We start from the raw sequence: 21746 nt of genomic DNA on the forward strand, positions 1-21746 counted from the left end.
GCGATGAATAAGGTTGGTTTTTTTCGGTCGATTCAGTTTAAGATCACGCTGATCTATGTGCTTCTCATTATCATCGCCATGCAGATTATCGGCGTGTACTTTGTGAAACAGGTGGAGAATTCTCTTCTCAAGTCCTATGAATTATCGTTAAATCAGCGGATTGACAATCTTTCCTATTATATTGAGCAGGAATATAAAGGAGATAATGACAGCACCGTCATTAAAGATGACGTCAAACGGATTTTGAATGATTTTACGAAAAACAATGAAATACGGGAGATTACATTTGTTGATAAAAGCTATGAGGTCGTCGGTTCTTCGAGGCCTTATGGCGAGGAAATAGCGGGGAAACAGACGACTGACCCGATTTTTAAACGGATTTTCTCAACAAAACAGGCCTATTCAAAAAAATATTATGATCCTAAAAGCAAAAACAGAGTGCTGATTTCAGCAAAACCTGTCGTCACAGAGAATCAGGAAGTTGTCGGCGCGATTTATGTCGTGGCCAGTATGGAAGATACCTTTAACCAGATGAAAACCGTCAACTCGATTCTTGCTTCAGGAACAGGCTTAGCCCTGGTTCTGACGGCCCTTCTCGGTATATTTCTCGCCCGCACCATCACCCATCCGCTGTCGGATATGCGTAAGCAGGCGATGGAACTGGCAAAAGGGAATTTCTCAAGAAAGGTGCGGAAATACGGGCATGATGAAATCGGTCAGCTCGCAACGACGTTCAACCATCTGACGAGAGAGCTTGAAGATGCCCAAGCCATGACGGAAGGGGAGAGAAGAAAGCTTTCTTCCGTTATCGCGTATATGACGGACGGTGTCATCGCTACGAATCGCAACGGGGCTATTATTCTTTTAAACAGCCCTGCGCTTGAGCTGCTGAATGTTTCACGTGAAACGGCTTTAGAGATGCCGATTACGTCTTTATTGGGCATAAAAGAGAACTTTACATTTGAGGATTTAGTAGAACAGCAGGATTCAATGTTGCTGGAGATCGAACGTGACGATGAGACGACTGTACTGCGGGTGAATTTTTCCGTTATTCAGAGAGAGCACGGAAAAATCGACGGTTTAATCGCGGTTCTTTATGATGTCACCGAACAGGAAAAACTCGATCGGGAGCGCAGAGAGTTCGTTGCCAACGTGTCTCATGAGCTGCGGACACCGCTGACGACCATGCGAAGCTATTTAGAGGCGCTTGCAGAGGGCGCGTGGGAAAACAAAGATATCGCTCCGCGTTTCTTAATGGTGACCCAAAATGAGACTGAGCGCATGATCAGATTGGTGAACGACCTGCTTCAGCTTTCTAAATTCGACAGTAAAGATTATCAGTTTAATCGGGAGTGGATTCATATGATCCGCTTTATGTCACTGATTATCGATCGTTTTGAAATGACGAAAGAACAGCATGTCGAATTTATCCGCGAGCTTCCGGACAGAAATCTGTACGTGGAGATTGATCAGGATAAAGTGACGCAGGTTCTCGATAATATCATTTCTAACGCACTGAAATACTCACCGGAAGGCGGGCATGTCACTTTCTCAGTCGATGTGAACGAGAAAGAAGAGCTGCTTTATATCAGCGTAAAAGATGAAGGTATCGGCATTCCGAAAAAAGATGTGGAAAAAGTCTTTGACCGTTTCTACAGAGTGGATAAAGCGCGCACGAGAAAACTCGGCGGCACCGGGCTCGGCCTTGCGATTGCAAAAGAGATGGTTCAGGCGCACGGCGGAGACATTTGGGCCGACAGTGTAGAAGGCAAAGGAACGAAGATTACATTTACTCTTCCATATAAAGAAGAGCAAGAGGATGATTGGGATGAGGCGTGAAAATATAAAAACAGTCATACTGTCAGTGCTGGTCGTCATTAGTCTTGTTTTAACATGGGGAATTTGGACATTCCAGCCCAATTTTTCAGAAGGCACGGCCTCAACCAAATCGACTGTCCGGGAAAAGCATAAAATTGATAAAACGAGCCAAAAAGTGTCGCAAACGGTAAAACCCCGGGATATGTTTATTCATACAAACGGCTCTCATTATAAAGTGGATGATGAGACGCTCTTTAATGACCTGTGGGCGGATTTGCCGCAATGGGAAGTAAAAGGGATGAAGGATATTTCCGATCAATACGACAAGCTCGGTTTTAAAAATTGGCTTTACGGCAGAAACGGCAATTCGGCAAAGCTCGATCTGCAATTCAATGACACCATTCCGATTGATTTCTTCCAATCGATGTTTAAATGGTCAAATCCGTCAATGGAATACAGCTCATTTGACCATATTGTTATTCCGTTTAATGAGAATAAGACGAATAAGAAGATTTACATGGTCTCGTACAGCAAGCAGCTGATTTTGGAAGTGACTGTGGAATCGGCGAATTACCGCAATCTGATGAATGAGCTGTACAGCAAAAAGTCGAGTATGCCGTTATACCACCTCTATTCGGTCGGAAAAAGCAAAGAATTTCTCATGCCGAATGCGCGGTTTAATATGAAGGAAAAAGAATTTATCACTGAAACCATTAAGACGAACCTGTTTAAGCAGACGCTTTTTAATGATCCGAGCACGGTCAGAGAAGACCCGAATTACAATCGGAATGTGCTGACTGACGGAATCAGCCGTCTGGAAATCAATTCGACACAGCGGCAGATTCAATTCCAGCATCGGAACCTGGCACAAAGCGCTTCTTACCAAACGGGCGAGCTGATTAAGAAAAGTTATAAATATTTAGAGGATACGGGAAGCTGGACGGATCATTATCAATTTTTCAATGTGAGTGATAACCAGCAGCTGAGTTTCTACATGTTTAAAGACCAAATGCCCGTGATCAACAGCACGTCTAAGCCTTTCGGATCCGGACCTGTTTTGACCCTGCAATGGGCCAATGATGAGGTTCTCAGCTACAAGCGGCCGAACTATGTTCTCGGACCGAATCCGATTAAAACAAAAGACGTAAAAATGATGAACGGCAATGAGGTTGTGTCTCTGCTGGAGCAGCAGGATAAATACGACGTGAATAAAATCGACCAGATCTTCCTGTCCTATCAAATGGTCTCTTCATCAACGAATGATCTCGTTGAACTGGAACCCGTCTGGAGTATGAAAATCAACGGGAAGATCGTCCCGATTACGAAAGATCTGCTGGGGAAGGAGGAGGACGATAATGGAGTGGAATAAGACAAAAACGATCTTCATCATTGCCTTCCTCATCCTCGATATTTTTCTCGGCTATCAGTTTTTTGAAAAACGCTCGAGCAGTGAATACGAAGTGATTAAAAATTCAAACGTGGAAAAAGACATGGAGATGGATCATATCACATTCGGCAACCTGTCTTCTGATTCCGCGACGGGCTACCGGCTGACGGCGGGCCAAAAGGTATTTACCGCCGAAGATATTGATGCTTTGAAAGATCAAAAGCCTTTAATGGAGATGCCGGCGGATGATCACAAGGTTACGACGCTGAAAATGAAATTTACCGATCCGGTCGGTTTATCGAAGCAAAAAACGCAGGAGGATGCGGAATCGCTCGTCAGCTCTAAAGTAACCGGCGGCGAAAAATATAAACTGTGGAAAGTCGACAAGGATCAAAAACAGATCATTTTTTACCAGACGTATGACGGACAGTTTATTTATCAGGACTTTGACTCGTCCACGGATGCGATCGGACAGGTGATTCTGCATCTGAACGATAAAAACGAGGTCGTATCTTACGAGCAGACCATGCTGGAGTCATTCAAGCGAATCCAGACGGAGAGCCTGATTCCTGAGCTTGATGCGGTCGAATTATTGTATTCTCAAAATTACTTAAAAGCGAATTGCGCCGTTAAAAGCGTTAAGTTCGGCTATATTGCCCAATATCCGCTGACAAGTACGCAGGTGCTGGCGCCGGTATGGAGAATTACAATCGAAGATAAGTCAAAAGGGACGAAGAAAAAGACACTGCAAACGTATACTGTGAATGCATTGGAAAGTACAGTCATTGATAACAATCAAAATAAATAATGGAGTGAGACACAATGGGCTTGCAATTTAGCGTGCTTGCGAGCGGGAGTACCGGAAACGCGTTTTATCTGGAGACAGAGGAGCACTCTTTTCTGGTGGATGCCGGCCTGAGCGGTAAAGCGATGGACGGGCTGATGGAGAGAATCGGCCGCAAGATAGACGACGTCGACGGCATTTTTGTTACTCACGAGCACAGCGACCATATTAAAGGGCTCGGCGTCATTGCGAGAAAGTACGGACTTCCCGTCTACGCCAATGAAAAGACGTGGAAAGCGATGGAGAATCAGATCGGCAAGCTGGATACCGGACAAAAGTTTTTGTTCCCGATGGAAAGCGTAAAATCTTTCGGCGGGCTTGATGTTGAGTCATTCGGCGTCTCTCATGACGCGGCCGAGCCGATGTTTTATGTTTTCCACTATCAAGGCAGAAAGCTCGCGCTGATGACGGACACCGGATATGTGAGCGACAGAATGAAAGGCATCATCCGTTCGGCCAATGTGTTTGTGTTTGAAAGCAACCATGACGTCGGCATGCTGCAAATGGGCAGATACCCTTGGAGCATTAAGCGGCGGATTTTAAGCGATGTCGGCCACGTCTCGAATGAAGATGCGGCGCTCGCCATGACTGATGTCATCGGCGACGGCACATCGCGCATTTATTTGGCGCATCTGAGCCAAGACAACAATATGAAGGAACTGGCGAGAATGTCCGTGCAGCAGACATTGGCTGCGAAAGGATTTGTCGCCGGGGAAACGTTTCAGTTATTTGATACCGATCCGAAAATTCCGACGCCGCTGTGCGCCGTGTAATTTTTCCAAATGAATCATGATTATTAATCCGCGATCTGACCCACACTATAAGCAAATCGAGTACTCTTGAAAGGATTTGAGATAGGGTGGATTATAATCGCGATGATGAACAGTACGCCTCCGAACAGCCCCGCCGCAGCAAGAGAGGATACTTTCTATCAAGTCTGATCGGCGTCATCGTCGGGGCCGCGCTCATGGCTTTCCTGCTGCCGTACTGGACAGGCGGAGACCATGGAGACAGCAGCAAAAGCACCAGCCAGCGTCTCGGCAGCGAACAGGTGAAAACAGTCAACGTAAATGTCAATGACGCTGTCACGAATATGGTCAGCCGTGTATCAGATTCGGTAGTCGGCGTTCTCAATATCCAAAAGACCGATATTTGGGGAGAGGGCGGCGAAGCGGGAAGCGGGTCGGGCGTCATTTACAAAAAGAACGGAAACACTTCTTATATCGTAACCAATCACCATGTCATTGAAGGTGCGACTGAGATTGAGATCAGCCTGAAGGATGGCTCGCGCGTGCCTGCTGAGCTGATCGGGAGCGACCGTCTGATGGATCTCGCGGTACTGAAGGTGAAGTCTGATAAAATCAAATCGGCCGCCCAGTTCGGCAATTCTGATCAAGTCAAAGTCGGAGAACCGGTCATTGCGATCGGAAATCCGCTCGGACTTGAATTTGCGGGATCAGTGACACAGGGGATCATTTCAGGCACGGAAAGAGCGGTGCCCGTTGACTCAAACGGCGACGGACATCCGGATTGGAATGCGGAAGTGCTGCAGACCGACGCCGCGATTAATCCCGGTAACAGCGGCGGCGCTTTGATGAATATATCGGGCAAGGTGGTCGGCATCAACTCAATGAAGATCGCTGAATCCGCCGTTGAAGGAATCGGCCTGTCCATTCCGTCAAAGCTTGTCATTCCCGTTATTCAGGATTTAGAAAAATACGGAGAAGTCCGACGGCCTTTCCTCGGTATTGAGATGAAATCCTTAACGGATATTGCGAGCTACCATTGGAGCCAGACGCTGAAACTCCCGAAAGGCGTTAAAACCGGGGCGGTCATTATGGGTGTCGACGCGTTTTCACCGGCCGGAAAAGCGGGTTTGAAAAAGCTCGACGTGATCACCGGGTTCGACGGACATAAGGTCAATGACGTTGTGGATCTCCGCGAGCGCCTGTATCGCAAAAAGATCGGCGACCGTGTGAACATCACGTTCTACCGTTCGGGAAAGAAAAAAACAGCGGAAGTCAAACTGACCGAAGCGGATCGATTACAGAAATAAAAAAGCAGCCCGGACATCCGGGCTGTTTTTTTATTGAATTATTTGTTAATATTATACTATTGTGAAGCGGGGAGGTGAAACACATGAAAACGGCTGATGTGATCATCGTATTGAATGAAATCGAGGGTGAATGTGAAGGAAGAATTATTTTAGAATGCAGAATTTAAGAAAATGAAACACGTCATATCAAACGTCCTTTTTCGGGGGCGCTTTTTTTATGCCTTTTTTCAGAAGCCATAAAAAAGAACTGAACGCGGGTCTCAACACGTTCAGTTGAAAATGGATATATGTAGAAAAAGGCAGACATGACCTTAGAACTTTGTGATTGAAACAGACTGGTGCTGCTGAATAACGGCAGATGAAACTGCCGGCAGCTTATTTGCAGATGGCTCCGTTTTCAGCGTTTATTTTCACCAATTCAGCTTAGCTTCCGTTTTGTTTCAGATAAAAGCGAATAATAGAAGGGGAAGCGAAAAAAATAAACACAGGCTGATACATCTAAGGAGAGACTGCATCATGGATAAGTTGAAAGGCATCAAGCTGCTGAGTGCAGACGGCGAGTCTGCACTCATTGATTCTTTAACGATGGGGCTTCATCACGGAACGGTCCTCGGGGAAGACAATATCGTCGAGGCATACATCCGTTCTTTGCGCGAAAAGCTGAAGGACAAAGAACACAAGGTGATTCGCACGGTTCGGGGCGCCGGGTACAGGGTGGATCTGGCATGAAACGGCTGTACAGAACCCTGCGGTTCCAGCTCCTGTTCAGGTCACTGGCGATGTTGACCTTACTGTTATGTTTCATCGGCGGCACACAGTACATGTTGATGAAACGGACGATGTATGAAAATCAGGCGATCAGCATTCAGAGTGATATCAATTCAATGGATCAAAGCTTATGGAGGTCAATCAAAACCCTTGCCCGTTCCGAAACACCGGCTCATCCGAAGGTGATTTACCCCGGGGTGACGGTTGCTTTTATCAATCAATCATACAAGATGTCAGTTTTATCAGAAGACCCGCACGCGGGGGCCGCTCCTTCTTTTCCGAAAAACGTGTATCGGGATGCGCTGACAGATACAATGGCGCTTCACTATCAGGTGGCTCACAATAAGGCGGGTGAGGAAATCATCGTCGTGTTTCAGGCGATTTCCGTTGACGGAAGGCAGGCGGGAGTTGTGCAAATGAGCACGCTGACACAGCCTCTGAATGATTCGCTTTTCCGCCAGATCAGCATTTTCGCGGTGCTTTCCTTTGCGGCTTTGGTCATCGGACTGTTTGTTTTTTTGCCGGTGGTCCGGCTCACACTCAAGCCGCTGTCCCGTATTGTGCATATGATGGGTGACATTCATGCCGGAAGTCTCGATAAACGGCTGCCGATTGATAGGAAGCAGGCCGAAATTGAGTCATTGGGCATCTCCATCAATCAGATGCTGGAACGGATTGAAACCTCTTTTCAGGCGGAAAAAGAAGCGAAGGAGCGCATCCGGCAGTTTGTATCAGACGCATCACATGAGCTGAGAACGCCGCTTACCTCCATTCACGGCTTTATCGAAATTTTAATGCGCGGAGCGGCGGAAAAGCCGGAGCAGAAAGAAAAAGCGCTTCAAAGCATGTACGCGGAATCCGTCAGGGCGAATAAGCTGATAAAGGATCTTTTGTTTCTCGCGAAGATTGACCGGGAGCCGAGCTTTGAAATGAAAAAAGGGGCATTGGGAGACGTCATTTTGGAAATGGAGGCTGAGCTGAAGCTGCTCGCGAGAAACCGGAAACTCGAGTTCTTTGTTGATCAAAAGATAGAAGCTGTTTTTGACAAAGACAAAATGAAGCAGGCCATTCTCAATCTCTTTTACAATGCGGTGCAGCATACGGATGAAGACACGGGTGTCATCACCGTCTCCCTGCAGAAAGACGGAGGAATCATGCTTATGATTGCGGATAACGGAACGGGAATCGCTCCGGAGCATGTGCCTCATGTGTTTGACCGGTTTTACAGGCCGGAAACCTCCCGATCCCGTCAATCCGGCGGCGCGGGGCTGGGTCTTGCCATTACAAAAACCATTATCGACAGCCATAACGGAACAATTGAAGTGAAAAGTGAGCAGGGAAAAGGCTCCGTGTTCATCATCCGGCTGCCGGGGTAAACCGGGATAGCGGAAGAAATATCACAATTTATATATAAATTCTAAATTTTCAAAAAATAACTTGTCCTTTTCCAATATTGATGTTAATATCTAGATATTGGCAAAGGGGGTGTGTACTGATGAAGATTGAAGAACTTGATCTTGATACAGAAACAGCAAGCTTGGTGCATCGCTGCTAGTAAAGCCGTGACTCCCCTTTTTGGGGAGTTATTATCTTTCAGGGGGTATGTCATGATGTCAACGGACTGTAAGCGCTGGAAGTTTAAAGACAGCGTGCAGGTGCTGACCTACACGGGCCATATTATCATTCAATATCGAAAGGCGATTAAACTTGCGCATACGAGTGAGATCAAAGAGGCGGTTGAACGGCTGATCACCGGCTGTGAAAAACAAGAGCTTTCTGATCTTCTGGGAGAGGAAGCGGGAAACCGGTTTTTCGATGCGTTAATGAAATTGGATGCTTTAATAGAGCCATGGCAAAACGGCCGTGAAGGCTGCATCACTGAAAAGCAGCTGTACCATTTTGAGAAATACAACCAAAACCCCAATCTGATCCAAAACAGATTAGACGGCAGCAGGGCAGCGATCGTGGGTCTGGGGGGCGTCGGAACGATCATTCTTCAAAACCTTTTGGCGGCGGGCATGCAGCATTTTATTCTCATTGATTTCGATGCCGTATCAGTACATAACCTGAACAGACAATTCGTCTATAATAAATCTTCTGTAGGCAAATTAAAGGTCTCAGAATGCAGAGATTATATTGCGGGTATCAATCCCCATGCGGACGCAGCACTTTACCATCAGGAAATAACACAGCCGCAGGACCTGCGTGTGTTAGATCCGTATGAAATTGATATCGTCATAAATGCTGCTGACAAACCCCATAACATTTCTGAATGGGTTTATCAGTATTGTAAGGAGCGGAATATCGCGTTTATGACCGGGGGTGTCGGCAGCTTCAGCGGCCAATGGGGGCCTCTGCTCACGCCTGAATCCTATCAATCCGGCGTCACCTATGAAAAAAACATGCCGGCCGGACTTCTGAACTGTTACCCCGATGAACCGATCAAAGGTTCCTTAGGAGCGACAAACGGTATTATATCCTCGTTTATGTCTCATGACATTATCACATACCTTGCAGGCGGAAGCCCGAAATCCCTGAATACCCGCATCGGCCTGGACTTTGACGGACTTCATATTACAGAAACGAAGCTTTCTCAAAAGGAAAGCGCTTTATGAAGACGATGCATCGTACGGCGAGAAAACCGGGCGACCCTCTGAAAATAGAAATCGACACAAGCCCGATACGCTTGAACCCATTAGATACGCAGGATTACACAAGCAAGATGATTTGCAGCATTATGTATGAAAGCCTGCAGGACGGCTATAACTGCCGAATCATCCGCAAAGATCGCCGCACCTGTCAGGTGGACATTCACCCGGACTATTTAGGTGACGCCGAGGGTGTGGTTCAAACGATCATCTATCATCTGACAAAAGAAAACCAAAGTCCCCATCTCGGCAGTTTCCTGAACATAAAACAGGCCGTTCCGTATGTAAAAGGCCTCGTCTCATCCGATCAGCTCGGGGTGAACGTAACGGGCGAAAAACGCTTTGAAGTCACCTTGGACGAGCCGTCTGATGAAATAGAAGCCGTTTTGCAGAGCAGCTTTCTGATTCCGGGAACCGCCGGGGGCGATGTGCCGGAAAACGGCCCGTACCGATTCAAGCGTACGTTTGAGAAGGGGCTGGAATTTGAGCGGAATCCGCAATATAAAATGACGCCCGCGGATGACCGCACCGTTCAGACCATCCAATTTATTTTGAATGATGATCTGGAAAAAAGCATCGGGCTGTACGAAGCGAATCAAACGGACGTGACCTGCCACACCCAGTTTCATCATTCCAACATGAGGTATCGGCAGTATGTTGATTTTAAAGAAAATCATTTGCCGATGTTATTTACCTTCAAGGTAAAGGACGGCATGCTGAGAACTTTCATTCAGCATTATTTTGATAAACAAAAGCTGGCCGGCGATTTGGGGCATATCATCACACCGACTGATTCACTGATCGGTATATGGGAAAGCGGGCGGACACCGCAGAAAGATCCGCCCCTTTTGACAAAAGGAGAGCCGATCCGAATTGTTTATGCCGATTATTATCCCAATGGAGAGATCATTGAAAGGCTGGCTGAATTGTTTCGGAGGGCCGGAGCGGACGTATCCGTCTCCCGCGTCAGTCATTTCAATGATTATTACCATATGGATAAAAGCGGGTTTGATATTGAGCTCCATTTGTTCCTGCCGGCTTACATGCATGAGCTGAGCTATATCAAATATTTCATCCGCGACATCAGCGATCCGGGGAAGAAAAAAACGATCATTGATGCCATAGGATCTGAAAAAAAGAAGGAACTTTTTGGGTTATTCGAGAATACAACTCATTATTGCCCAATTTGTTTTGGGAAAAGTCTGTATCTGCAAGATCCATGTATAGAGGGTTTTAGTGTAAAGACTGACGGGCTCCTTTCTGTTCATGATGTTAAATGCAGATAGCTGGAAAGGGGTATTCATTTGCGGAATCGAAATTTGCTTTACTTCTCCGGTTTTTTCGGAAACTTCTTTTTCGAACGGGGAATTTGGATTTTATATTTAACAAGCATGAATTATTCATTGTTTCTAGTGGGCATCCTGCAATCGGTCCTGAATTTGGCGATGTTTCTGGCGGAAGTGCCGAGCGGCGTCATCTCGGACAGAATCGGGAGAAAAAAATCGCTCTTGCTCGGCCATTTTATGGTCATTGTCTATTTGGTGATGTTCCTGAGCTTCCATAACTTCATCGCCCTCTTCATCGCTCATATTATATACGGTATCGGGCTGACGTTTATATCAGGAACGGATCACGCCTTTTTGTTTGATTCACTGAAAGAACAAGGGAAAGAAAAGTGGTACGGCAAATCCATCGGAAATTATAACGGACTTGTCATACTCGGTCTTGCGATCGCCATGGGCATCGGCGGCTACTTGCAGGAAATATCATGGTCGTATGTGTTTATCGCCGGGGTTGTGACTCAGTTGATTGCGATGGCGGTCATTACACAGCTGACGGAAATCAAATTTGAAAACAGTGAACACGAAACGCAGACGGTCGGGGACATCTTAAAAGAAGTCAAAGATTTCTTCAGGCTGAACAAAGCCTTTAAATATCTGGTGCTGTCACTTTCTGTTTTCTTTGCGATTACATCGGTTTTTTATATGTACGGACAAGATCTGTTAAGTCAGGAAGGGCTGTCCGTGCGCAATATATCCATTATTTTTGCGGGACTGTCCATCTTGCAGGCGCTGTGCTCCATCTTTTCTTCAAAGCCGGCGGAAAAATTTACGCCGAGGCGCGTGCTTCTGCTGACATTCTGCATCATCGGAGCGGCCTATCTGTTTATACCATCGGGCAGTCTGTACGTGACGATTGCAGCTTTTGTCGTCATTAACGCGCTCTATGATGTGATAGAACCCGTATCCAGTCAGGTGGTGAATAATGAGATTCCGTCCAGAACGAGAGCCACGCTGCTGTCCATTATCAGTTTGATGACCTCGCTTTTCATGTTCATTGCCTTTCCGTTTATCGGATTCTTAACGGACTATTTTGATTCAGCTTTGCTGCTGACCGCAATCGGGGTATTATCCATCTTATTGTCGCTGTTTATGATGCTCAGCTTTTACAAACTGAAAGCGAGCGTCGCCATCCAGAATAAAGTCGAGCTTTGAACCAGAATGACAAAGGGATGATGTGAGTTGCTGAATATTCATAATCTTACGGTAAATATAGCGGGAGATACCATTTTCAAACAAGTTTCTTTTTTCATCAATGAAGGCGAAAAAGTGCTTGTGGCCGGGCCGAACGGTTCCGGCAAAAGCACGCTGTTCAGGGTGCTTTCAGGAGAGCTTGAGGCGGATGAAGGAACGATTGCGATCAACAAAGGGGCGAAGGTCGGTTTGCTGAAGCAGATCGCTGATCCCCATGAGGATCTGACGTTGTATCAATATCTGGAAAAATCGTTTGAAGCTCTCGCGGCGATCCAGAAGGAAATGAAGGCCATTGAGCTGAAGCTTTCGGAACCGATGAGTGATGACGAGCTGACTGCTTTATTGGAAAAGTACAGTCAATACACGGAAACATTTGAGCGGAACAACGGCTACCAGATGCACGCGATGATTGACGAGGTATGCAACGGGCTCAGCCTCAGCGAATTAAAGGACCAGCCGTTTTCAAAGCTGAGCGGCGGCGAAAAAACAAAAGCCGGCCTTGCCGAAATTTTAATCCGCAACGACGACATTATACTGCTGGACGAGCCGACCAACCATTTGGATGTCCATGCGATTGAATGGCTTGAAGGGTTTATTAAAAAATCGAACAAAACCATTCTGTTTACGACCCACGATAAAACGTTTGCCGACCAAACGGCGATGAAGGTGCTCGAGATTGATGATACTGAGGTGAAGATTTGGCCTTACGGTTTCAGCGAATACCTGAAAAAACGGGAAGAATTCATCATCGCCCAGTTTGAGAAATATGAAGAACAGCAGAGAAAAATACAGAAGATGAAGGAATCCATCGCCCAGCTGAGAGATTGGGCCAACCGCTCGAATCCGCCGTCTGTCGGCCTGCACAGACGCGCGAATAATATGGAAAAGGCGATGAAAAGGATCGAGCTGATCAATAAGCCGGTCCGGACGGAGCAAAAATTAAAAAACGCATTTCAGGAAGCGGGCGCCGGTTCAAAAGATATTGTGTTCATTGAAAACGGAAAGGTGGCCAACGGATCTTCCCTTTTATATCAAAATGTGAATCTGCGCATAAAGCATAAAGACAGAATCGGCATCGTCGGCAGAAACGGCGTCGGCAAAACAACGCTGATCCGCTGCATCATCGGGGAAAGAGAACTGTCGGACGGCACCATTAAAGTGGGGGAAAATCTTAAGATAGGCTACATTGATCAAAAGAGCCAGGTCGGAGATTCGAGTCAGACGATTCTGCAATTCTTTAAAGAAAATCTGCTGACTGAAGAGGGCATGGCCCGGAATATGCTGGCCAAGTACGGATTTTACGGGTCGTCAGTCTTTAAAAAACTTTCCGTCCTGTCAGGCGGTGAGAGAATCAGGCTGAAGCTGTCCATCTTAATGGAAAAAAAGCTGAATGTCCTGATCCTGGATGAGCCGACCAACCACTTGGACATTGAATCTCAGGAAATTCTCGAAAACAGCCTGATGCAGTTTCAAGGCACCATCATCTGCGTTTCTCACGACAGAAACCTGCTGGAGAAGTTCAACAAGATTTTCTGGCTTGAGAATCAAAACGTCACCATCTTTTCAGGTCCATACAGTTACGCCAAACAAAAAAAACGGCAGATTGCCGAATAAAAGGGGAATGGATATGACCATTGACAGACTGACAATCAATGAGTTATCGTACGATCTTTTTGTAAGCGAGTATGCTGATAAGAAACCTTTTATTTTGACGGGGGCAATGGATCACTGGGAATGCAGGCCGTGGACGCTTGAATACATTGACGAACACTATTGAGACAGAATGGTCACCATCCGGAAATCAGATATCGAAGGGGTCAAAACGTTTAAACAAGTAAAGCTTTCCAACTATATCGAGTACATTGATCAGAATGATGACAAATGGTACTGTGACTGGAATTTTACGCAGCTGAACCAAAATGACTTAGACCTTGTCTATTCCGCACCCGAGTATTTTACAAAAGACACATTGAGAGCGGACGAAGAAACGGGACGGGACTGGAAATGGTTCTTTCTCGGTTCTAAGCAGACAGGCACGCCGCTGCATCAGGATTTTAACAGCACGCACGCGTGGAACGGCGTCATTTTCGGGGAGAAGGAATGGATCTTCTATCATCCGGACGACTCTCCGTATTTGTACGAAGGAAATATCAATGTCTTTGATGAAAAAGACATTGAGCAAAAACCGCTTGCGAAAAAGGCGTCTCCGATCCGCTTCAGACAAAAGGCGGGAGAAATCATTTATGCGCCGCGCCATTGGTGGCATCAAGTCGAGAATACGGAACATACATTGGCAGTGAGTGAGAACTTTTGGTTTACCGGAGAGCGGCTTGCCAATCAGATATAACCTGACGAAAGGCTGAGGAGCATCTCAGCCTTTTTTTGTATGGATTCATTTCATCCGGTCCAGACCGAATTTTTTCAGGCGGTATTGCAGGCTCTGTCTGCTGATTCGGAGCTCGTTTGCCGTTTTGGATATGTTATTGCCGTGTTTTCTCAGGGTTTTTTCGATCATGTATTTTTCGAAGTTTTCCATTTTTTCTTTTAAATCGGTGCCGGGCTGGGTGGTTGCGGCGGCTTTGCTTTCCGTGTCAGCGGGTTTGATTTTCATCCGGTATTGGTAAGGCAGGTGGGCCGCCGTAATCGTCGTTTCATCCGTCATAAAGTTCATGGCGCCTTCAATCATATGTTCAAGCTCGCGGATGTTGCCCGGCCAGTCATATTCCAGGAAAAATTGCTGCACATCGTCACTGATCGAATCGACATGCATTTGGAACAGGTGGTTGTTTTTCTGGATAAACACTTCGGCCAGAGGCAGAATATCCTCCTTGCGCTCCCGGAGCGGGGGAATGATCAGCGTGACAACGCTTAAGCGGTAGTATAAATCTTTGCGCAGCCGCTCTTCTGAAATGGCGGTGATCGGGTCTTCATTCATCGTGGCGATAATGCGGACGTCAATCGGTTTGTCCTGAGCTGATCCGATGCGCCTGATTTTCTTTTCCTGAAGGGCGCGGAGCAGTTTTGCCTGCAGGCTGAGATTGAGAGAGTTGATCTCATCGAGGAGCAGGGTGCCTCCCTGCGCCTGCTCAAATAAACCGGGCTGGTCGATGGCTCCGGTAAAGGCGCCTTTTTTCGTGCCGAATAAAATACTTTCGACCAGACTGTCCGGCAGGGCGGCGCAGTTTTGTGATATGAACGGGGCCCCTGAGCGCTGGCTGCCGTTGTGAATGCTTTGGGCGAACAGTTCCTTGCCTGTTCCCGTCTCGCCGGCCAAAAGCACGGACGATGACGTACGGGTTGCCCGTTTCGCGTTTTCTATGACTTCCCTAATGACCGGGCTGTTGCCGAGAATGCTGTCAAACGTGTAGCTGTTCTGTTCTTTCCTGTGCATGTTCTCCCTGATCAGCCGTTCGAGCTTGGTGACGTCCTTGGCGATTTCCACGGCGCCCTTGATCTCGCCGTTTTGCACAATCGGGAAGGTGTGGTTGATCGTCGTGATTTCCTGGCCTTTGTTATTGAAATAGCTCTGCTTTACATTTTTAATCGTTTTGCCTTCTTGAAGGGCCTGAACGAGCGTGCTGTCCTGCTGATTGGAAAACATAAATACATCAGTCAGGTTTTTATGCAGGACGTCCCGTTCATCCATATCTTCAATCTGCATCATTTTCTTATTGTAAATGACGGTGCTGCCCTTCTCGTCCACCACATGCAGCCCGACATCAATCTCTTCCAGAATGCTTTGTAACACGAGTGTGTAAAATTCGCTGGTTGTGTGCAGGTCAATTCCCCCTCTCAATCGTCTTAACATTCATTATTTTAAAATAAATCGAACAGGAAACGCAAAAAAATTTTGCGCTTGGCTGAAGTTTGCACGCAAACTGCCGGAATATTTTGCAGGAAAAGAAAGAATGCTGGCGAAACATCCCGTTTTTTCGGATTGGCACGGAACTTGCTTTATAAAAAGGGAAAGCAAGATCTAATGTTGAATGATTACAAAACAAGGGGGAATCAGATTATGTCAGCTTTCACAAAATCTCAAGAAATTATCAGCCAAACTTCACATTACGGCGCGAACAACTATCATCCTCTGCCGATTGTTATTTCCGAGGCGCAGGGTGTTTGGGTAAAAGACCCTGAAGGTAATCAATATATGGATATGCTGAGTGCTTATTCTGCGGTGAACCAGGGGCACAGACATCCGAAGATCATTCAGGCGCTGAAGGATCAGGCGGATAAAATCACTTTGACGTCACGCGCGTTCCATAACGATCAGCTCGGCCCGTTTTATGAGAAAACAGCCAAGCTGACCGGAAAAGATATGATTCTGCCGATGAATACGGGAGCGGAAGCCGTTGAATCTGCTGTCAAAGCGGCGAGACGCTGGGCATATGAGGTCAAAGGAGTAGCCGATAATCAGGCGGAAATCATTGCGTGTATCGGCAACTTCCACGGCAGAACGATGCTTGCGGTATCCCTTTCTTCAGAAGATGAGTATAAACGCGGTTTCGGACCTATGCTTCCGGGTATAAAATTAATTCCATACGGAGACGCCGAAGCGCTGCGCCGGGCGATCACGCCGAACACAGCCGCTTTCTTATTCGAACCGATTCAGGGAGAAGCGGGCATCGTCATTCCGCCGGAAGGATTTTTACAAGAAGCGGCCGCTATTTGTAAGGAAGAAAATGTACTTCTGATCGCTGATGAAATTCAGACGGGACTCGGCCGCACAGGGAAAACATTCGCGGTTGACTGGGAAAATATCGTACCGGATATGTTCATCTTAGGCAAAGCGCTCGGCGGGGGCGTCTTCCCGATTTCGTGCATTGCGGCGAACCGTGACATTCTCGGCGTGTTTAACCCGGGTTCCCACGGCTCGACATTCGGCGGAAACCCGCTCGCTTGCGCGGTATCGCTCGCATCTCTTGAAGTCCTTGAGGAAGAAGGGCTGGCAGAGCGTTCCCTTCAGCTTGGCCGTTATTTTAAAGAAGAGCTTGAGAAAATTGATAACCCGATCATAAAAGACGTGCGCGGTCGCGGCCTGTTTATCGGCGTTGAACTGACAGAAGCGGCCCGCCCTTATTGTGAAAAGCTGAAAGGCGAAGGGCTTTTATGCAAAGAAACACATGATACCGTGATCCGTTTTGCACCGCCGTTAATGATTTCCAAGGAAGACTTGGACTGGGCGGTCCAAAAGATCACACACGTGCTTCAAAACGCGTAAAACTTTGATGCGGCAATGCTTTCCCTCTGGCTTGTATGGAATTTACAAATAAAAAATTCAGTACACTCTATTTGCGCGGAGACAGTATTTTAGTATAATGTATCTTTATGTACGAAAATGAATTTCATATAACATTCATATACAAATAGAGGTCTTTGGACAGCAAATCGGTTTCAAAGCACCGGCTTGGTTCCAATACAAGTTGCTGAAGGGGTGCAGAATAGTGAATACAAATCAAAAAGAGAATCAGCTTCAGCGCACAATGAAATCGCGCCATTTGTTTATGATTTCATTAGGCGGAGTGATCGGCACCGGGTTTTTCCTGAGTACCGGATTTACAATTAACCAGGCGGGACCGCTGGGCGCGGTTCTGTCTTATCTGGTCGGCGGTTTTATTATGTTTTTGACAATGCTCTGCTTAGGCGAGCTTGCGGTTGCCCTTCCCGTATCAGGGTCGTTTCAGACGTACGCAACCAAATTCATCAGCCCCGCTTTCGGTTTCGCATTCGGCTGGCTGTACTGGCTCGGCTGGGCGGTGACATGCGCCATTGAGTTTTTATCTGCGGGACAATTGATGCTCCGCTGGTTTCCGCATGTTCCCGTATGGGTGTGGTGCCTCGTGTTTGTCGGACTGATGTTTCTTTTGAACGCGATTACCACAAAAGCGTTCGCTGAGTCGGAATTTTGGTTTTCCGGCATTAAAATTGTAGTCATTCTGCTGTTTATTATTTTGGGCGGCGCGGCCATGTTCGGCCTGATCGACATGAAACACGGCGAGCAGGCTCCTTTCTTCTCTCATTTTTATGAGGATGGATTGTTTCCGAACGGCATTAAGGCTATGCTTATTACGATGATTACCGTAAACTTCGCGTTCCAGGGAACGGAGCTGATCGGGGTTGCCGCGGGAGAAAGTGAAAATCCCGAGAAAACGATTCCGCGCTCTATCCGGCAGACGGTATGGAGAACGCTTGTCTTTTTCGTTCTCTCCATCATCGTCATTGCCGGCATGATTCCGTGGAAGCAGGCGGGAGTGGTCGAAAGCCCGTTTGTCGTGGTGTTTGAACAAATCGGTATTCCATATGCGGCCGATATTATGAACTTTGTTATCTTAATTGCGCTGCTCTCAGTGGCCAACTCAGGCCTGTTTGCATCGACGCGTATCCTATATGCCATGGCGAACGAAGGACAAGCCTTTAAATCGCTCGGCAAAACAACTAAACGCGGCGTGCCGATGAACGCTTTGATCGTGACGCTGGCCGTCGCCTGCCTGTCCCTGCTGTCTAAAGTGGCAGCGCCGGAAACCGTTTATATGTTTCTCTTATCATTAGCCGGACTAAGCGCGCAGGTCGGCTGGATTACGATTTCCCTGTCACAGCTGATGTTCAGACGGAAATACATCCGCGAAGGCGGCAAAGTGGAAGACCTGAAGTTTAAAACACCGCTGTACCCGGTGCTGCCTATTATCGGGCTGACGTTAAACACGGTCGTTCTGATCAGCCTCGCATTTGATTCAGAACAGCGGCTCGCCCTTTATTGCGGCATCCCGTTCATGGCGGTGTGCGTTATCGTCTATCATCTGTATGTAAAAAAGCATAAGCAGTCAGAAAAACAGATAGAGCTTTAAATCTTTTCGTGTCCAAGTCATCTTTGAGAAACCCGCACAGGACAACATACAACATGTTGAGGTGGAAAAACGGATGAACAAGAATATCTCAGTTATTGGAATGCCGATGGATTTAGGACAAGCACGACGCGGAGTGGACATGGGCCCGAGCGCCATCCGCTATGCGCATCTCATTGAACGGTTATCTGACATGGGATATGCGGTGGAAGACTTAGGCGACATCCCCGTCAATCGTGAAAAACTCAAAAATGATGAAGAGCTGAAAAATTTGAACTCTGTGCTCTCGGGGAACGAGCAGCTCGCCCAAAAGGTGGACAGCGTCATTGAGAATGAGCGGTTCCCTCTCGTCTTGGGCGGCGATCACAGCATCGCGATCGGAACGCTGACAGGAACGGCAAAGCACTATAAACAGCTCGGCGTCATCTGGTACGACGCGCACGGCGACTTAAACACGCTGGAAACATCGCCGTCAGGCAATATTCACGGAATGCCGCTGGCCGTCAGCCTCGGCGTCGGGCACGACACGCTGGTGAATCTGGGCGGGTATGCCCCGAAAATCAAGCCGGAGAACGTCGTCATCATCGGCGCGAGATCGCTTGATGAAGGCGAGCGTGAATACATTAAGGAAACAGGCATGAAAGTCTATACGATGCATGAGATTGACCGCCTCGGCATGACAAAGGTCATTGAAGAAACCATTGACTACCTGTCAGACTGTGACGGCGTTCACCTCAGCCTTGATCTAGACGGCCTTGATCCGAGCGACGCACCCGGCGTAGGCACGCCTGTCGTCGGCGGCATCAGCTACCGTGAAAGCCACTTGGCAATGGAAATGCTGTATGATGCCGACATCATCACTTCAGCTGAATTTGTCGAAGTCAACCCGATCCTCGATCACAAAAACAAAACCGGCAAAACAGCGGTCGAGCTGGTAGAATCTTTGTTAGGAAAAAAACTATTATAAAATATGCGCCTCCGCACCTGCGGAGGTTTTTTTTGTTGCCACGAGGAAACTAGCGGGCTGTCATCCTCTTTTCGGACCTGTAAATATGATATATTTATTACACAAAATGGGAAAGGGAGGTGTCCTGACAGATGGCTGAAGTGATGGCCCACGAAACAGTTGCGAAAAAAATCAGTGACTGGTATGAGGAAATCAAAAAGCACAACACCGAATCGGCTGAGGCGTTAAGAGAACAACTGCTTACGGATCTGCAAAATATGACACAAAATCAAACGGTGCTCCTTTATTTTAATTTAATTGATTCCCGCTATAAGCTTTTGATGGAAGAGTATGAGAAAACAGACGGCATTTTAAAAACGATCCAGCTGAACGCCGATAAAGAAAAAACAGACCAGATGATTCAATACTATTATTATTTCTTTTCCGGAATGCACGAGTTTTACCGTAAACGGTTTATGAACGCCATTAATTTTTACCGGATTGCTGAAAGCAGGCTCCGGCACATACCGAATGAGATTGAAAGAGCCGAGTTTAATTATCAAGTGGCGATTGCCTACTATGAAATCCGCCAAAACTACTTTGCGATGAACCACGCGGAAAAAGCGTTGGAGATCTACAAAGCCAATGAAATGTACGCGGTCAGAGAAGCACAGTGTTTAATGGTGATCGGCTGTAACAGAATGGACTTGTTTCACTATCAGAAAGCCGAAGAGCTCCTGCAGACGGCGGTTCATCAAGCTGCCAAAGCGGGCGATCCGCATATTGAAGCGCTCGCCCACTTTAACGCAGGCATTTGCTATGAAAGACAGGAAAAACTGGAGGAGGCGCGGGTCGAGTTTGAAACGGCTCTTGATCAAAAGGAGCATTTGCGATCAGCGTATTCGGTGCGGAGTCTCTACATGCTGGCCAGAGTGTTATTGAAGCAGGAAAAGACGGATGAGGGCCGGTTTTGGCTGCATAAAGCGCTGAATGCCGCTGAAGAAAAAAACGAGCCCGTATACACTCAAAAGCTGCGCATCTTACAGCATGTCTTTATTGACCGCAATGAAGAAGCGCTTGAATCAGCTTTCGCCGAGTTAAGAAGGAAAGAGCTGTGGAGTGACGTTTCCGATTTGTCGTATCAGGCCGCGGCGCATTTTAAAAAACAGGAGAAATACAAACCGGCGGCGAAGTATTTTCAGGAATCAATTGATGCCAATGACCAAATTTTGAGATTAACGGAGGGGATTCGTAATGAAAACATGTAAATTCATTGTACTCTCAGCAGCCTTGGCAAGTCTCATTTCGATTGGATTATTTGCGCAAACTGGTTCAACGGCACAAGCCGACCAAATCATAAAACCGGCGGAAAACGGAGCCTTCGGATAATACTTCATGATACCGCTTTCGTGTAAGGAGTGATTCAATGGCTATCACGCTGCAGCCGATGACAGGACAAGAATTTCAGTCCTATCTCGCTCATTCAACCAAGCATTACGCTGAAGAAAAGGTAAAAGCGGGAACGTGGCTGCCTGACGAAGCGCCGGAATTAGCGGAACTGGCGTTTGAAGACCTGCTTCCTGACGGCTTGGAGACGGCCGATCACTATTTATGGACGCTGACATTGGACGGAAAGGAAAATGCCGGCTGGCTGTGGATGCACGCCGATCCGGACCACCCGCAGCAGGACGCATTTATTTATGATTTCGGCCTTCATCCGCCTTTCCGCGGCAAAGGCTATGCAAAAGAGGCGCTCGCAAGGCTGGAGGACAAAGCCAAAGATCTGGGTGTCCGCAAGATTTCTCTCCATGTGTTCGCTCATAACGAAACGGCGCGGAAGCTGTATGAGAAGACGGGATTCCTGGAGACGGATGTCATCATGAGCAAAAAGCTGTCATGAAAA

Annotated in this window: 20 protein-coding genes; 19 read left to right on the forward strand and 1 reads right to left on the reverse strand. The window is 47.2% G+C overall.

The features are described 5' to 3' along the window. Nucleotides 1-3: 3 nt before the first annotated feature. The 13 genes from walK (at nucleotide 4) to G9F48_RS05405 (ending at nucleotide 14402) form a co-directional block, all read left to right on the forward strand. Complete coding sequence (walK, locus tag G9F48_RS05350; RefSeq protein WP_004393106.1) at nucleotides 4-1839, forward strand: cell wall metabolism sensor histidine kinase WalK; 1836 nt, start codon at nucleotides 4-6, stop codon at nucleotides 1837-1839. Next, a complete protein-coding gene (gene yycH, locus G9F48_RS05355; protein ID WP_004393107.1) occupies nucleotides 1829-3187 on the forward strand; it encodes a two-component system activity regulator YycH in 1359 nt (452 codons plus the stop codon). The genes walK and yycH overlap by 11 nt, the downstream gene beginning before the upstream one ends. After that, nucleotides 3174-4013, forward strand: coding sequence for a two-component system regulatory protein YycI (locus G9F48_RS05360; protein WP_165409150.1), 840 nt, complete (start codon nucleotides 3174-3176; stop codon nucleotides 4011-4013). Before yycH ends, G9F48_RS05360 begins: the two co-directional genes overlap by 14 nt. Nucleotides 4014-4027: 14 nt before the next feature. After that, entirely contained in the window at nucleotides 4028-4822 is a 795-nt protein-coding gene (locus tag G9F48_RS05365) for an MBL fold metallo-hydrolase (protein WP_004393110.1), read from the forward strand. A gap of 86 nt (nucleotides 4823-4908) precedes the next feature. Further along, nucleotides 4909-6105: a S1C family serine protease gene (locus G9F48_RS05370; protein ID WP_071392522.1), complete on the forward strand. Its 1197-nt coding sequence runs from the start codon at nucleotides 4909-4911 to the stop codon at nucleotides 6103-6105. Between the two features lie 516 nt (nucleotides 6106-6621). Next, entirely contained in the window at nucleotides 6622-6834 is a 213-nt protein-coding gene (locus tag G9F48_RS05375) for a winged helix-turn-helix domain-containing protein (RefSeq protein WP_070082653.1), read from the forward strand. Continuing rightward, nucleotides 6831-8249, forward strand: a complete 1419-nt coding sequence (locus G9F48_RS05380) for a sensor histidine kinase (RefSeq protein ID WP_165409151.1) — start codon at nucleotides 6831-6833, stop codon at nucleotides 8247-8249. The genes G9F48_RS05375 and G9F48_RS05380 overlap by 4 nt, the downstream gene beginning before the upstream one ends. 231 nt (nucleotides 8250-8480) lie before the next feature. Continuing rightward, a complete protein-coding gene (locus G9F48_RS05385) occupies nucleotides 8481-9488 on the forward strand; it encodes a ThiF family adenylyltransferase (protein ID WP_156735333.1) in 1008 nt (335 codons plus the stop codon). Then, on the forward strand, nucleotides 9485-10807 hold the full coding sequence (locus G9F48_RS05390) for an ABC transporter substrate-binding protein (RefSeq protein WP_165409152.1): 1323 nt from the start codon (nucleotides 9485-9487) through the stop codon (nucleotides 10805-10807). The genes G9F48_RS05385 and G9F48_RS05390 overlap by 4 nt, the downstream gene beginning before the upstream one ends. A gap of 18 nt (nucleotides 10808-10825) precedes the next feature. After that, nucleotides 10826-12016, forward strand: coding sequence for an MFS transporter (locus G9F48_RS05395; protein WP_077723097.1), 1191 nt, complete (start codon nucleotides 10826-10828; stop codon nucleotides 12014-12016). Nucleotides 12017-12043: 27 nt separating this feature from the next. Then, the gene (locus G9F48_RS05400; RefSeq protein WP_165409153.1) at nucleotides 12044-13669 is read left to right on the forward strand and encodes an ABC-F family ATP-binding cassette domain-containing protein; all 1626 of its coding nucleotides are present in this window, start codon (nucleotides 12044-12046) and stop codon (nucleotides 13667-13669) included. Nucleotides 13670-13682: 13 nt separating this feature from the next. Beyond that, nucleotides 13683-13832, forward strand: coding sequence for a hypothetical protein (locus G9F48_RS19690; protein ID WP_238785803.1), 150 nt, complete (start codon nucleotides 13683-13685; stop codon nucleotides 13830-13832). Nucleotides 13833-13838: 6 nt separating this feature from the next. Further along, entirely contained in the window at nucleotides 13839-14402 is a 564-nt protein-coding gene (locus G9F48_RS05405; protein WP_238785804.1) for a cupin-like domain-containing protein, read from the forward strand. Nucleotides 14403-14447: 45 nt separating this feature from the next. On the opposite strand, the gene G9F48_RS05410 is transcribed toward G9F48_RS05405, so the two are convergent. After that, a complete protein-coding gene (locus G9F48_RS05410) occupies nucleotides 14448-15863 on the reverse strand; it encodes a sigma-54 interaction domain-containing protein (RefSeq protein ID WP_446697966.1) in 1416 nt (471 codons plus the stop codon). 207 nt (nucleotides 15864-16070) lie between these two features. Between G9F48_RS05410 and G9F48_RS05415 the strand changes: the two genes are divergently transcribed. The 6 genes from G9F48_RS05415 (at nucleotide 16071) to G9F48_RS05435 (ending at nucleotide 21743) form a co-directional block, all read left to right on the forward strand. Beyond that, nucleotides 16071-17276, forward strand: coding sequence for an ornithine--oxo-acid transaminase (locus G9F48_RS05415; RefSeq protein ID WP_138093449.1), 1206 nt, complete (start codon nucleotides 16071-16073; stop codon nucleotides 17274-17276). Between the two features lie 223 nt (nucleotides 17277-17499). Beyond that, a complete protein-coding gene (locus tag G9F48_RS05420; RefSeq protein WP_017418506.1) occupies nucleotides 17500-18900 on the forward strand; it encodes an amino acid permease in 1401 nt (466 codons plus the stop codon). A 73-nt stretch (nucleotides 18901-18973) separates the two neighbouring features. Then, a complete protein-coding gene (gene rocF, locus G9F48_RS05425) occupies nucleotides 18974-19864 on the forward strand; it encodes an arginase (protein WP_007407883.1) in 891 nt (296 codons plus the stop codon). A gap of 131 nt (nucleotides 19865-19995) precedes the next feature. Continuing rightward, nucleotides 19996-21111 (forward strand): response regulator aspartate phosphatase, encoded by a 1116-nt coding sequence (locus G9F48_RS05430; RefSeq protein ID WP_024086023.1) that lies wholly within the window; start codon nucleotides 19996-19998, stop codon nucleotides 21109-21111. Then, nucleotides 21098-21232 carry a hypothetical protein gene (locus G9F48_RS19910; protein ID WP_004393139.1) on the forward strand — a complete coding sequence of 45 codons (135 nt, stop codon included), beginning with the start codon at nucleotides 21098-21100 and terminating at the stop codon, nucleotides 21230-21232. The genes G9F48_RS05430 and G9F48_RS19910 overlap by 14 nt, the downstream gene beginning before the upstream one ends. Before the next feature lie 37 nt (nucleotides 21233-21269). Next, nucleotides 21270-21743, forward strand: a complete 474-nt coding sequence (locus G9F48_RS05435; RefSeq protein ID WP_165409154.1) for a GNAT family N-acetyltransferase — start codon at nucleotides 21270-21272, stop codon at nucleotides 21741-21743. Nucleotides 21744-21746 lie beyond the last annotated feature (3 nt).

The sequence above is a fragment of the Bacillus sp. EKM420B genome, from assembly GCF_011065565.1.
Lineage (GTDB): Bacteria > Bacillota > Bacilli > Bacillales > Bacillaceae > Bacillus > Bacillus velezensis.

What these genes read in the sequence shown, in the direction of transcription:
- G9F48_RS05385 (WP_156735333.1), top strand. Translation starts at nt 8,481, where the DNA reads ATGATGTCAACGGACTGTAAGCGCTGGAAGTTTAAAGACAGCGTGCAG.
- rocF (WP_007407883.1), top strand. Translation starts at nt 18,974, where the DNA reads ATGAACAAGAATATCTCAGTTATTGGAATGCCGATGGATTTAGGACAA.
- G9F48_RS19910 (WP_004393139.1), top strand. Translation starts at nt 21,098, where the DNA reads ATGAAAACATGTAAATTCATTGTACTCTCAGCAGCCTTGGCAAGTCTC.
- G9F48_RS05415 (WP_138093449.1), top strand. Translation starts at nt 16,071, where the DNA reads ATGTCAGCTTTCACAAAATCTCAAGAAATTATCAGCCAAACTTCACAT.
- G9F48_RS05360 (WP_165409150.1), top strand. Translation starts at nt 3,174, where the DNA reads ATGGAGTGGAATAAGACAAAAACGATCTTCATCATTGCCTTCCTCATC.
- G9F48_RS05380 (WP_165409151.1), top strand. Translation starts at nt 6,831, where the DNA reads ATGAAACGGCTGTACAGAACCCTGCGGTTCCAGCTCCTGTTCAGGTCA.
- G9F48_RS05390 (WP_165409152.1), top strand. Translation starts at nt 9,485, where the DNA reads ATGAAGACGATGCATCGTACGGCGAGAAAACCGGGCGACCCTCTGAAA.
- yycH (WP_004393107.1), top strand. Translation starts at nt 1,829, where the DNA reads ATGAGGCGTGAAAATATAAAAACAGTCATACTGTCAGTGCTGGTCGTC.
- walK (WP_004393106.1), top strand. Translation starts at nt 4, where the DNA reads ATGAATAAGGTTGGTTTTTTTCGGTCGATTCAGTTTAAGATCACGCTG.
- G9F48_RS05405 (WP_238785804.1), top strand. Translation starts at nt 13,839, where the DNA reads ATGGTCACCATCCGGAAATCAGATATCGAAGGGGTCAAAACGTTTAAA.
- G9F48_RS05435 (WP_165409154.1), top strand. Translation starts at nt 21,270, where the DNA reads ATGGCTATCACGCTGCAGCCGATGACAGGACAAGAATTTCAGTCCTAT.
- G9F48_RS05430 (WP_024086023.1), top strand. Translation starts at nt 19,996, where the DNA reads ATGGCTGAAGTGATGGCCCACGAAACAGTTGCGAAAAAAATCAGTGAC.
- G9F48_RS05375 (WP_070082653.1), top strand. Translation starts at nt 6,622, where the DNA reads ATGGATAAGTTGAAAGGCATCAAGCTGCTGAGTGCAGACGGCGAGTCT.
- G9F48_RS05410 (WP_446697966.1), bottom strand. Translation starts at nt 15,863, where the DNA reads ATGTTAAGACGATTGAGAGGGGGAATTGACCTGCACACAACCAGCGAA.
- G9F48_RS19690 (WP_238785803.1), top strand. Translation starts at nt 13,683, where the DNA reads ATGACCATTGACAGACTGACAATCAATGAGTTATCGTACGATCTTTTT.
- G9F48_RS05365 (WP_004393110.1), top strand. Translation starts at nt 4,028, where the DNA reads ATGGGCTTGCAATTTAGCGTGCTTGCGAGCGGGAGTACCGGAAACGCG.